Origin of the sequence: Blastomonas sp., assembly GCF_041747255.1 — a bacterium.
Classification (GTDB): domain Bacteria; phylum Pseudomonadota; class Alphaproteobacteria; order Sphingomonadales; family Sphingomonadaceae; genus Blastomonas.
On sequence record NZ_JBGTFM010000029.1, the window covers coordinates 1 to 11,047 of the forward strand.

General features: G+C 63.1%; 11 protein-coding genes. 3 read left to right on the plus strand and 8 right to left on the minus strand.

Features of this window, described 5'->3' with window-relative positions; all coding sequences use genetic code 11:
- The 5 genes from ACEW8G_RS01060 to ACEW8G_RS01080 all read right to left on the minus strand — a co-directional run.
- Positions 1-258 (minus strand): 6-phosphogluconolactonase (locus ACEW8G_RS01060; RefSeq protein WP_373486600.1); only part of this gene is annotated, 258 nt, incomplete at its 3' end.
- Positions 251-1,699 carry a glucose-6-phosphate dehydrogenase gene (gene zwf, locus ACEW8G_RS01065; protein ID WP_373486601.1) on the minus strand — a complete coding sequence of 483 codons (1,449 nt, stop codon included), beginning with the start codon at positions 1,697-1,699 and terminating at the stop codon, positions 251-253. The genes zwf and ACEW8G_RS01060, both read right to left, overlap by 8 nt.
- An 84-nt stretch (positions 1,700-1,783) precedes the next feature.
- The gene (locus ACEW8G_RS01070) at positions 1,784-2,953 is read right to left on the minus strand and encodes an alpha-hydroxy acid oxidase (protein ID WP_373486602.1); all 1,170 of its coding nucleotides are present in this window, start codon (positions 2,951-2,953) and stop codon (positions 1,784-1,786) included.
- A 134-nt stretch (positions 2,954-3,087) separates the two neighbouring features.
- Entirely contained in the window at positions 3,088-3,615 is a 528-nt protein-coding gene (locus tag ACEW8G_RS01075) for a hypothetical protein (RefSeq protein ID WP_373486603.1), read from the minus strand.
- Between the two features lie 75 nt (positions 3,616-3,690).
- Positions 3,691-4,569: a neutral zinc metallopeptidase gene (locus ACEW8G_RS01080; protein WP_373486604.1), complete on the minus strand. Its 879-nt coding sequence runs from the start codon at positions 4,567-4,569 to the stop codon at positions 3,691-3,693.
- A gap of 157 nt (positions 4,570-4,726) precedes the next feature.
- Between ACEW8G_RS01080 and ACEW8G_RS01085 the strand changes: the two genes are divergently transcribed.
- From ACEW8G_RS01085 to ACEW8G_RS01095, 3 genes are all read left to right on the plus strand, one after another.
- Positions 4,727-5,881 carry a patatin-like phospholipase family protein gene (locus ACEW8G_RS01085; protein WP_373486605.1) on the plus strand — a complete coding sequence of 385 codons (1,155 nt, stop codon included), beginning with the start codon at positions 4,727-4,729 and terminating at the stop codon, positions 5,879-5,881.
- Positions 5,882-5,908: 27 nt separating this feature from the next.
- Positions 5,909-6,694, plus strand: coding sequence for a 3-hydroxybutyrate dehydrogenase (locus tag ACEW8G_RS01090; protein WP_373486606.1), 786 nt, complete (start codon positions 5,909-5,911; stop codon positions 6,692-6,694).
- Between the two features lie 183 nt (positions 6,695-6,877).
- The gene (locus tag ACEW8G_RS01095) at positions 6,878-8,215 is read left to right on the plus strand and encodes an amidohydrolase (protein WP_373486607.1); all 1,338 of its coding nucleotides are present in this window, start codon (positions 6,878-6,880) and stop codon (positions 8,213-8,215) included.
- A 151-nt stretch (positions 8,216-8,366) separates the two neighbouring features.
- Here the strand turns inward: ACEW8G_RS01095 and mmsB are convergent, their stop codons facing one another.
- The 3 genes from mmsB to ACEW8G_RS01110 form a co-directional block, all read right to left on the minus strand.
- Positions 8,367-9,242 (minus strand): 3-hydroxyisobutyrate dehydrogenase, encoded by an 876-nt coding sequence (gene mmsB, locus ACEW8G_RS01100; RefSeq protein WP_373486608.1) that lies wholly within the window; start codon positions 9,240-9,242, stop codon positions 8,367-8,369.
- On the minus strand, positions 9,239-9,649 hold the full coding sequence (locus tag ACEW8G_RS01105; protein ID WP_373486609.1) for a VOC family protein: 411 nt from the start codon (positions 9,647-9,649) through the stop codon (positions 9,239-9,241). The genes mmsB and ACEW8G_RS01105 overlap by 4 nt, the downstream gene beginning before the upstream one ends.
- A gap of 15 nt (positions 9,650-9,664) precedes the next feature.
- Positions 9,665-11,047, minus strand: a 1,383-nt coding sequence (locus ACEW8G_RS01110) for a CoA-acylating methylmalonate-semialdehyde dehydrogenase (RefSeq protein ID WP_373486610.1), incomplete at its 5' end; no start/stop codon positions are given.

The window sequence follows — 11,047 nt, forward strand, 5'->3', positions numbered from 1 at the left end:
GAGCAGACCGAAGTTGCTCGCCGGGTGGTCGTGCGCCACCTGCCGGTCGTCGGTCAACCACACGGTGATGTCGCGCCAGGCAATGTCGCTGCGCGCCGCCAGCGCGGCGAGGATCGGACCGGGGGTCGATCCGCCGGGCACTGCGATGCTGTGCGGGCCTTTTTCAGCGAGCAGCTCGGCGATAAAATTCGCCACTGCGCCGGTCGATGCATCGGCGGCATAATGCACGTGGCTTGACTGGCCGTGCGGCTCAGTCATTCCAGCTCACGCCGTCGCGTTCGGTGAGCGCGATCGCCGCGCTCGGCCCCCAGCCGCCCGAACCATAGCTCTTTGGCGTGACCGCGCCATCGGCCCAGCCCTTGCGGATCGCATCGACCCAGCGCCATTGTGCTTCCACCTCGTCACGGCGCACGAACAATGTCGGGTCACCATCGACCAGATCGAGCAGCAACCGCTCATAGGCAATGCGGCGCTGCGCCTTGGCAAAGGCATCGGTCAGCGACAGGTCAAGCGGCACCTCGCGCAGCACCATGCCGCCGCGATCAAGCCCCGGCTCCTTGGCCATCACCAGCAGCCGCACATATTCCTCGGGCTGCAGCCGGATGATCAGCCGGTTGGCGACCAGCTTGCCGCCGCGCGGCGCGAAGACATTGTGCGGCACCGCCTTGAACTGGATCACGATCTCGCTGCGCCGTTCGGCTAGCCGTTTGCCGGTGCGCAGGTAGAAGGGCACGCCCTGCCAGCGCCAGTTGTCGACATGCGCCTTGATCGCGACAAAGGTTTCGGTGTCCGATGGCTTGGCCAGATCATCGGCATAGGCACCCACCGCCGTACCGCCGACCGCGCCCGCGCCATATTGGCCGCGCACGCTTTCAGCCGGGCTGACGGCACGCAGCGAGCGGAGCACCTTGACCTTTTCATCGCGGATCGCGGTCGCGTCGAGCTCGGCGGGCGGCTCCATCGCGGTCAGCGCCAGCAGCTGCAGCATGTGGTTCTGCACCATGTCGCGCAACGCGCCGGTATCTTCGTAAAAACCGTGGCGGCCCTCCAGCCCGACAGTTTCGGACACGGTGATCTGGATATGGTCGATGCCGTTGGCGTTCCAAAGCGGCTCGAACATCATGTTGCCAAAGCGCAGCGCCATCAGGTTCTGCACGGTTTCCTTGCCCAGATAATGGTCGATGCGGAAGGTGCGGCTTTCGGGAAAGGCTTCGGCCACCGCATCGTTGATCGCGCAGGAACTCGCCAGATCGTTGCCCAGCGGCTTTTCCAGCCCGATGCGCACGCTTTCACCAGCAAGCCCCGCCGATTTCAGCCCCAATATCGTCGGCTCGAACAGGAACGGCGCGGTCGAAAGGAAGATCGACATGCCGCCCGAAACATCGCCCAACTTTGCAGCAAGCGCGTCAAACCCCTCGATGGTCGAGGCATCAAGCGGCTGATAACCGATGCGCTCAAGAAAGCTGGCGATCGTTGCGTCATCCTTGCGCGCATCGGGCAGGAATTTGGCCAGCGCCTCGCCCGCCATCGCGCGATAGGCGGCATCGTCAAGGTCGCTGCGCGCGGTGCCGATGATGCGCAGGTCAGCCGCGATCAGATTGTCGGCATGCAGCGCAAACAGCGAGGGCAGCAGCATTCGCTTGGCAAGATCGCCGGTTGCGCCAAACAGCAGCAGTGTCTTCGATTGTCCATGATCCATGCGGCGGCTTTATCCCTATCGTGTGTCATTCGTGTGTTACGGTCGGCGCGGCGGACTGTCTACCGGGGGATATGTGCGCCCGGATCAATCGCGCCAGCGCAGGTTTGCCCGCCCCAGCTGATCCAGCCGGGTCACCCCCATCAGTTTCATGCCGCGTTCGATCTCACCGCGCAGGTTGGCGAGGGTGCGTTCAACGCCGCGTTGACCGCCTGCAGCGAGCGCATAGAGATACAGCCGTCCGCCTGAGCACGCCTTGGCGCCGACGCTGAGCGCTTTCAGCACATGCGTGCCGCGCGTGATGCCGCCATCGCAGATCACCTCGATCCGGTCGCCGACCGCATCAACAATCTCGGCGAGTTGATCGAACGGCGCGCGGCTGCCGTCGAGCTGGCGACCGCCGTGGTTGGAGACCATGATCGCGGTGGCGCCAATGGCGACCGCGCGGCGCGCGTCCTCGACACTCATAATGCCCTTGAGGCAGAAGGGTCCGTCCCACGCCTTGCGGATGTCCTCCGCCATCGCCCAGTCCATCGACTGGTCGAGCATGGTGTTGAAATAATCGGCGACCGAGATCGCGGCGTTGCTGCCAGCGGCAATATGACCTTCAAGGTTGGGGAGCGAAAACCGCTCGCGCCCCAGATAGTTGAGCGTCCAGCGTGGATGCATCGCAAAGCTCAATGCCGATGACGAGGTCAGGCGCGGTGGCGAGGTGAAGCCAGTGTGCAGACAGCGTTCGCGCTTGCCCGACACGATCGTGTCAACGGTGAGCGCGAGCGCATCGAAATTTGCTGCTTTGGCTGCTTGGATCAGCGCCGCGTTCAGCCCCTTGTCCTTGTGCACATAGAGCTGAAACAATTTGGGGCTGGCAATGCTTGCGCCGATCTCGGCCAGGCTCACTGTGGCGAGCGATGAGATGCCGAAGAAGGTGTTGAACGTCTGCGCCGCCGCGCCCACCGCCTTTTCGCCGCGCCAGTGGAACAGCCGCTGCAGCGCGGTGGGAGAGAGGAACAGCGGCATGTCGATCTTGCGGCCCATCAACGTGGTCGACATGTCGATATCGGCCACCCCCGCCAACACATTCGGCACGAGGTCGCAATCCTCATAAGCCGCCGTGTTGCGGTTACGGGTCACCTCGTCATCGGCAGCGCCATCGATGTAGTGGAACACGGGTGCAGGCAGCTTGGCACGCGCCAGTTCGCGGAAATCATCGACGGAGTGGCAGTCGCTAAGCCGCCGGACCGGAAAACGTCGCATACTCAACGGCCCCTGACTCAATCCGAACCTGCTGTTTTCCGGCGAAAGCCGGAATCCAGGGGCGCCAACAGTGCTATCTCGCTCATGGACTCCGGTTTTCGCCGGAGAACGGTTTTTTTCATCAAGGCCTGAGTTTACCTCATGCTGGCCGGGTCGGGCGCGGACGGATATTTGCAGCCGCGCTGGTGGCCGATGCCTTTCAGGAAGCTGCGCCGCACCACGCCGGCATAAACCGCCTCATTAAACCGCCGCTGCTGTGCAGCAGCACCGGAAATTTCCCGGATCGCACTGCGAAACGGGATGATCGAATTGACGATGAGCCCACCGACGCGGCCCGCGGTGTTCTTGCGCTTTTCTTCACGGCTGGATTCGGCGATCACGTCGAGGTCTTCGCCCAGCACCGCGTCCATATCGCCGATGGCGCTGCGAATTTGCGCGCACGTGCGGATGCCAACCAGCGAATAGGGCTTGTCCTGAATTTTCAGCAGGTTTTCGGGAATGTCCTTCTTGTCGATGCCCAGATCTTCGGCCGGTTGGGTGACGACGTCTTCGGCCATCTTTTCGGTCGAGCGTGGTTTTTCTGCAGCCTGGCTCTGTGCCGATGCCGGTGCGGCGACAAGGCTGGCAAGGCTCAGCAAAGCGATGGAGGCAAGACCGCGCATGATTAGTCCCCTTTAAAGCAATCGTTCGGGCGTTTGTCACACCATAGGCGTGACAATGCAAAGTGCTGCATCATTTTACAGTGTTCGGGCGCTAAACGTATCACATTGTGCAGGGTCGCCGGTGCTCAAACCTTTTTTCAGCCACGCCTTGCGCTGCGCCGATGTGCCGTGGGTGAAACTTTCGGGCACCGGCCTGCGCCCTGCCGCCTTTTGCAGCGTATCATCGCCAATGGCTTCGGCGGCTGCCATGCCTTCCTCGATATCACCCGGCTCAATCCGGTCACGATTGCGCGCTGCCCAGACCCCGGCATAGCAATCGGCCTCAAGCTCCATACGCACCTGCAGGTTGTTGCCCTCAGCCTCGCTCGCCCTAGCCTGCGCGGCGCGCACGTCCTTTGAGCGGCCGGTGATGGTCTGGATGTGGTGGCCAACCTCATGAGCGATCACATAGGCCTGCGCGAAATCGCCTTCCGCGCCGAAGCGCGTGGACAGTTCATCGAAAAAGCTGGTGTCGAGATAGATGCCATTGTCCGCCGGGCAATAGAACGGCCCCATCGCGCTTTGCGCCGCGCCGCAGCCCGATTGGCCGTTGCGATCATAAAAGGTGAGTGTTGCCGGGCGATAGGTCTGGCCCTGCGCCTTGAACAGCGCGACCCAGGTATCCTCGGTGCTGGCGAGCACCTGACAGGTGAACATGCTCTTTTCATCAATCGCACAGCTTTGCGCCGCGTTCTGGCCGCCCTGCTGGGTCTGCACCGGCGCGCCGCCTGGCAGGCCGCCACCCTGCATCAATTCCATCGGATTGACGCCGAACACCAGCGCGGCAATGCCAAGGATGATGATCGTGCCGATCCCCATCTTGCCGCCGCCGATCGGCAAGCGCGGACCGCCGCGCCCCCCGCGCCCGCGTTGATCCGAGACATTGTCGCTGGTCCGGTAATCGTCGAGCTTCATGGGTCAGCGGCTCCTGTTTTACGCTTGGGCCATGTGCTTACCACCGCGCGCGGACAATTAGCATCCTCCAATTTCGCAAGATTTGCGTTATTGTGCGCTGCGGCATAGAATCGGCCGGACCGAGCAGTCTTCTGCTGGAACAACATAAGGAAACCGCATGTCGGGCGATCATGACGCAATTGACACCGAATCGGCAGCCGTACCGCTGCCCGAAACGGTAGCGCTGGTGCTGCAGGGCGGCGGCGCGCTGGGCTCGTATCAGGCGGGCGTCTATGCAGAATTGTTTCGCCAGAACATCCGCGTCGACTGGGTCGCGGGCATCTCAATCGGCGCGATCAACGCGGCGATCATCGCGGGCAATGAGCCGCAAGTCGCCTGCACCCGCTTGCGCGAATTTTGGGAACTGGTGACATCAGGCACGATGAATTTCGTGTTTGGCGACAGCGATTACTGGCGCGAGATGAACCATTTTGCCGGTGCGGGCGTATCGGCGGCGGTTGGCGTGCCCGGCTTCTACCGCCCGCATCTGGTGCCGCCGCCGCTCGCCTGGCCGGGCACGCCGGCCGCGGTGAGCATGTATGACACGACCCCGATGATCGAGACACTCAACCGTTTTGTTGACTGGGACAGGCTGAATACCGGGCCGGTGCGGTTTTCGGTCGGCGCGGTGAATGTCGAATCGGGCAATTTCTATTATTTCGATACGCAGGACCCGCATGGTCCGCAGACCATCGATGCGCGCCACATCATGGCCTCCGGCGCGCTGCCGCCGGGCTTTGCGCCGGTCGAGATCAACGGCAAGCATTACTGGGACGGCGGTCTGGTCAGCAACACCCCGCTTGCCTATGTGCTCGATAACCAGGCCAGCGACATGCTCGCCTTTCAGGTCGATCTGTTCCCCGCGCGCGGTGACCTGCCCACCAAGTTCGCCGATGTGATGAGCCGCGAGAAGGATATCCGCTATTCAAGCCGCACCCGGCAGGTGACCAATTATTACATGAAGCTGCGCAAGGAGCATGAGGCACTGCGCAATGTGCTGGCCATGCTGCCGCGCGAAATGTGCTCGATGGCCGATGTGAAGCGGGTGCGCGCGCTGGTGCAGGACAATGCGGTCAACATTGTCCACCTGATTTACAACGTGCAGAAATGGGAGAGCGGAATGCGCGATTTCGAGTTTTCGCGCGGCACGATGAACACCCACTGGAACCAGGGGATAGAGGCGGTGCAGGCGGTCATGCAGAAGGGCGACTTGCTGGCGCAGAACATCCGCGACGGCAAGACCGCGACATTCGACCTCGCCCCGCACGCCTGACCGGCAATTCCCAAGGAGATTTCCCCCATGTTCCTCAAAGGCAAGACCGCGCTGGTCACCGGATCGACCTCGGGCATTGGCCTCGCCTGCGCGCAGGCGCTTGCCATGGAAGGCGCCAATCTGGTGATCAACGGCTTTGGTGACGCCGGCGCCATCGAGACCGAGCGCGCTGCGCTCGAAGCCTCAAGCGGGGCAGGGGCGATCTATTCAGGCGCTGATCTCACCAAGCCCGATGCGATCGAAGCGATGATGAAGGAGGCTGCAGCGCGCTTTGGCGGGATCGACATCCTGATCAACAACGCCGGGATGCAGCATGTCGCGCCGATCGATGAATTTCCCGTGGCCAAATGGGACATGATCATCGCGCTCAACCTGACCGCCGCGTTCCACACCGTGCGGCTGGCGCTGCCCTATATGAAACAGCAGGGCTGGGGGCGGATCATCACCACCGCCTCGGCGCACTCGCTGGTCGCCAGTCCCAACAAGTCCGCCTATGTCGCGGCCAAGCACGGCATTCTGGGGATGACCAAGACGGTCGCGCTTGAAGTTGCGCAGCAGGGCATCACCGCCAACTGCATCAGCCCCGGCTATGTCTGGACGCCGCTGGTGGAGAACCAGATCCCCGATACGATGAAGGCGCGCGGCCTGACCCGCGAGCAGGTGATGAACGACGTTCTGCTCGCCGCGCAGCCGACCAAGCAGTTCGTTACCAGCGATCAGGTCGCGGCGATGGCGCTGTTCCTTTGCGGCGATGCGGCTGCACAGATCACCGGCACCAATATGGTGATCGACGGAGGATGGACGGCGGCATGAAGATGAGCTGCCCAGCCCATTTTATGAGTCGGCGATGAGCATCATTGATCTGCGTCCGATCAAATAGGTCCAGCTGTAATCCGGCGAACGCCGGAGAACGGACAGGAGAACAGTCCAAAATCCGTTGGCGTAACCGGATCAAGCCGCTAGCCTTTTCGGCATAAACTGTCTGGGGAGACATTCATGCCGGTCGCAACGCCGCTTTTCCGTTCGCTTGGCCTATCCGCTGCGCTCACGCTTGCCTTGGTCGCGCCCGCAAATGCGCAGGACACGATCCGCGCCGATATCGCTGCCGATCTGCCAAGCCTGATGGAGATTTACCGCGACCTCCACGCCAACCCGGAGCTCAGCTTTCAGGAGGTGCGCACCGCGAAGAAACTGGCGGCAGAAGCGCGGCGGCTGGGCTTTGATGTGACCGAGGGCGTGGGCAAAACCGGCGTTGTCGCGGTGATGAAGAACGGTGCAGGCCCGGTCGTCATGCTGCGCGCCGATATGGACGGGCTGCCGGTGGTCGAGCAGACCGGGCTGCCCTTTGCCAGCAAGGTGCGCGCGATGAGCCCGGCGGGGATCGAAACCGGGGTGATGCACGCCTGCGGGCACGACACCCATATGACCGGCTGGGTCGCCACCGCGCGGCAGCTGGTCAGGCGCAAGGCCGAATGGTCGGGCACTCTGGTGATGATCCTGCAACCGGCAGAAGAGATCGGATCGGGCGCGCTGGCGATGCTTGACGATGGGCTGTTCACCCGCTTTCCCAAGCCGCAATATGTGCTGGGCTTTCATGATGCCGCACAGGCGCCCGCCGGGTTCATCGGCTATACGCCGGGCTTCGCGCTCGCCAACGTCGATACCATCGATATCAAGGTAAAGGGGCTGGGCGGCCACGGGGCGTACCCGCAATCGACCAAGGACCCGGTGGTGCTCGGTGCGCGGATCGTGACCACGCTGCAGACTTTGGTGAGCCGTGAGCTTGACCCGCAAGATGCTGCAGTCGTCACCGTCGGCAGCTTTCAGGCGGGGGCAAAGCACAATATTATCTCGGATGAGGCGCGGCTGCTGCTCACCGTGCGCAGCTATTCAGATGCGACGCGCGCCAAACTGCTCGACGGCATCAAGCGCATCGCGCGCGGCGAGGCGATTGCCGCCGGGATGCCCGACGACAAGATGCCCGAGGTGACGATGAGCGACACCTTTACGCCTGCTGTCTACAACAGCCCCGAGTTCACGCTTGAGACCGCCAAGATGCTGAAGGCACGCTTTGGCGACCAACGCGTGGCGCAGGTGCCCGCATCGATGGGCGGCGAGGATTTCAGCCGCTTTTATCGCGCTGATCCGGACAATATCACCAGCCTGATCTTCTGGGTCGGCGGGGTACCGTTGGCGGAGTATAACAAGGCGAAGGCAGAAGGCATCGAAATGCCCTCGCTCCACAGCCCGTTCTGGGCACCCGAGGCGGATACGGTCATCGCAACGGCGGCCGAAGCGATGACCGCGATGACGCTGAAGCTGATGGCGAAGTAGGGGGCGCTTAATTTCCCCTCCCGCACGCGGGAGGGGCAGGTTCAGCTTGCTGAACCGGGGTGGGCGTTTAGATTTGTCACAAATATAGGCCCACCCCGGCTTCGGCTGCGCCTCAGCCACCCCTCCCGCGAGAGGTAGGGGAAAGTCTAGCTCACTCCAGCGCCGTTATAATTGCCGAAAAGTCCAGCCCCTGCGCATCGGCCTCGACAAACGCAGCGTAGATCGCCTCGGCGCGCGCGCCCATCGGCACGTTCGCACCGCTGGCCTTGGCCGCCTCGAGCGCCAACCGCATGTCTTTCAGCATCAGCGCCGCTGCAAAGCCGCCTGCATAGCCGTTGTCCGCAGGGCTCGCCGGGCCGACACCGGGCACGGGGCAATAGCTCGTCATCGACCAGCTCTGGCCCGATGCCTTGGACGAGATGTCGTAGAAGGTCTGCAGGTCGAGCCCCAGCTTTTTGGCCAGTGCAAAGGTCTCGCAGGTCGCGGCCATCGTTGCGCCCAGCAGCATGTTGTTGCAGATCTTTGCGGCCTGCCCGGCGCCGTTGTCGCCTGCGTGGATCACCGCCTTACCCATGTCGGCCAAAATCGGTTCGGCGCGCGAAAAGCCACCCGAGCTGCCGCCGACCATGAAGGTCAGCGTGCCGCCATTGGCCGCCGCGATGCCGCCAGAAACCGGCGCGTCAACTGCATCGAGCCCGCGTTCCTTGGCCGCGCTCGCGACGGCGCGCGCGGTATCCACATCGATGGTCGAACAATCAATCAGCAGCGTCCCGGTTTTCGCCGCGCCGAACACCGACTGTTCGTACACCGATGCCACATGCTTGCCCGCAGGCAGCATGGTAACAATGACGTCAACATCACTCACTGCCTGCACCGGATCAGAGACGGGCGTGCATCCCGCCGCCCCCGCGCGCGCCAGCGCCTCGCCCGAAAGATCGAAGGCGATGACCGTGTGGCCCGCCTTGGCAAGGTTCGCCGCCATGCCGCCGCCCATATTGCCCAGGCCGATAAATCCGATGGTTGTCATGCAATTGCTCCGCTTTCTGGAATCACGGCAGTGCGCGATCCGATCAAATCCCATCGATTGCCATACAGGTCAGCAAACACGGCGACCCGCCCATAGGCCTCATCACGCGGCTTTTCAGCAAACCGAACCCCGGCTGCGATCATCCGTGCTTGGTCGCGGTCGAACGCGTCGCTGTGCAGAAAAAACGCAACGCGCCCGCCCGCCGCTTGGCCGATGGCAGCCGTCTGTTCAGCGGACGTCGCACGCGCCAGCAGCAGCTGCCCGCCGTCCGCTCCGCCGACCCTGACCCAGCGTTTGCCGCCGCCCAGATCGGTATCTTCCAGCACCTTCCAGTCCAGGGCCGTGACGAACCAATCGATGGCTTCATCATAGTCCCGGACCAGATAGGCGGTGTAGGCAAGCCGCATGGGTAAGCCTCCAGGTCAACCCATTGTCGGGATGACAAAGGCGTTTCCGCCATCGACCGCGCCATCGGGCCAGCGCGAGGTGATGGTCTTGACCTTGGTCCAGAACTTCACGCCTTCCATGCCGTGCTGGTTGGTGTCGCCAAAGCTGCTGCGCTTCCAGCCGCCAAAGGTGTGATAAGCCACCGGCACCGGGATCGGCACGTTGATGCCAACCATGCCGACATTGACGCGCGCAGCGAACTCGCGCGCGGCGTGGCCGTTGCGGGTGAAGATCGCGACGCCGTTGCCATATTGGTGCTTGCTGGGCAGCGCCACGGCCTCTTCGAAATCGGCGGCGCGCACGATCTGCAGCACGGGGCCGAAGATTTCTTCCTTGTAGCTTTGCATGTCGGTGGTGACGTGGTCGAACAATGTTGGCCCCACGAAAAAGCCGTTTTCATGGCCCTGCAGGGTAAAGCCGCGACCATCGACGACCAGTTCTGCACCTTCATCGACACAGGTCTGGATCCAGCCTTCGACCTTGGCCTTGTGCGCGGCGGTGACGACCGGTCCGTAATCGGCATCGGGGTCGGATGATACGCCGAGCCGCAGCTTGGCAATCGCGGGGATCAGCTTTTCGCGCAGCCGGTCGGCGGTGTCCGCGCCCACCGGCACAACGACCGGCAACGCCATGCAGCGTTCGCCTGCCGAGCCGAAAGCCGCGCCCGACAGGTCTTTCACCACCTGATCAAGATCAGCGTCAGGCATGACGATGCCGTGGTTCTTCGCGCCGCCCATCGCCTGCACGCGCTTGCCCGCAGCGACGCCGCGCTGGTAGAGATAATGCGCGACATCTGAAGAGCCGACGAACGACACGCCGGCAATCGCGGGGTGATCGAGGATCGCGTCGACCATCTGCTTGTCGCCATGCACCACCTGCAAAATGCCATCGGGCAAGCCCGCTTCGCGCATCAGTTCGGCAAGGCGCACCGGCAACGACGGGTCGCGCTCGGAGGGCTTGAGGATGAAGGCGTTGCCGGTGGCGATGGCGGGGCCGAACATCCACATCGGGATCATCGCGGGGAAATTGAACGGCGTAATGCCGGCGCCGATGCCGATCGGCAGGCGCATCGAATAGACATCGATGCCGGGGCCCGCGCCGTGCGTGTATTCGCCCTTCACCGCATGCGGGATGCCGCAGCAAAATTCGATCACCTCAAGCCCGCGCTGGATATCGCCCTTGGCATCGGCGTGAACCTTGCCATGTTCGCTTGACAGCAGCGCGGCGAGCTCATCGATGTTGGCTTCAACCAGCGCCTTGAAGGCAAACATCACGCGCGCTCGGCGCTGCGGATTGGTCGCGGCCCATGCGGGCTGCGCGGCGAGCGCGGCGTCGACAGCCGCATCGAGCACCGCCGC

What these genes read in the sequence shown, in the direction of transcription:
- ACEW8G_RS01080 (WP_373486604.1), bottom strand. Translation starts at nt 4,569, where the DNA reads ATGAAGCTCGACGATTACCGGACCAGCGACAATGTCTCGGATCAACGC.
- ACEW8G_RS01085 (WP_373486605.1), top strand. Translation starts at nt 4,727, where the DNA reads ATGTCGGGCGATCATGACGCAATTGACACCGAATCGGCAGCCGTACCG.
- ACEW8G_RS01070 (WP_373486602.1), bottom strand. Translation starts at nt 2,953, where the DNA reads ATGCGACGTTTTCCGGTCCGGCGGCTTAGCGACTGCCACTCCGTCGAT.
- ACEW8G_RS01090 (WP_373486606.1), top strand. Translation starts at nt 5,909, where the DNA reads ATGTTCCTCAAAGGCAAGACCGCGCTGGTCACCGGATCGACCTCGGGC.
- ACEW8G_RS01095 (WP_373486607.1), top strand. Translation starts at nt 6,878, where the DNA reads ATGCCGGTCGCAACGCCGCTTTTCCGTTCGCTTGGCCTATCCGCTGCG.
- ACEW8G_RS01075 (WP_373486603.1), bottom strand. Translation starts at nt 3,615, where the DNA reads ATGCGCGGTCTTGCCTCCATCGCTTTGCTGAGCCTTGCCAGCCTTGTC.
- ACEW8G_RS01105 (WP_373486609.1), bottom strand. Translation starts at nt 9,649, where the DNA reads ATGCGGCTTGCCTACACCGCCTATCTGGTCCGGGACTATGATGAAGCC.
- mmsB (WP_373486608.1), bottom strand. Translation starts at nt 9,242, where the DNA reads ATGACAACCATCGGATTTATCGGCCTGGGCAATATGGGCGGCGGCATG.
- zwf (WP_373486601.1), bottom strand. Translation starts at nt 1,699, where the DNA reads ATGGATCATGGACAATCGAAGACACTGCTGCTGTTTGGCGCAACCGGC.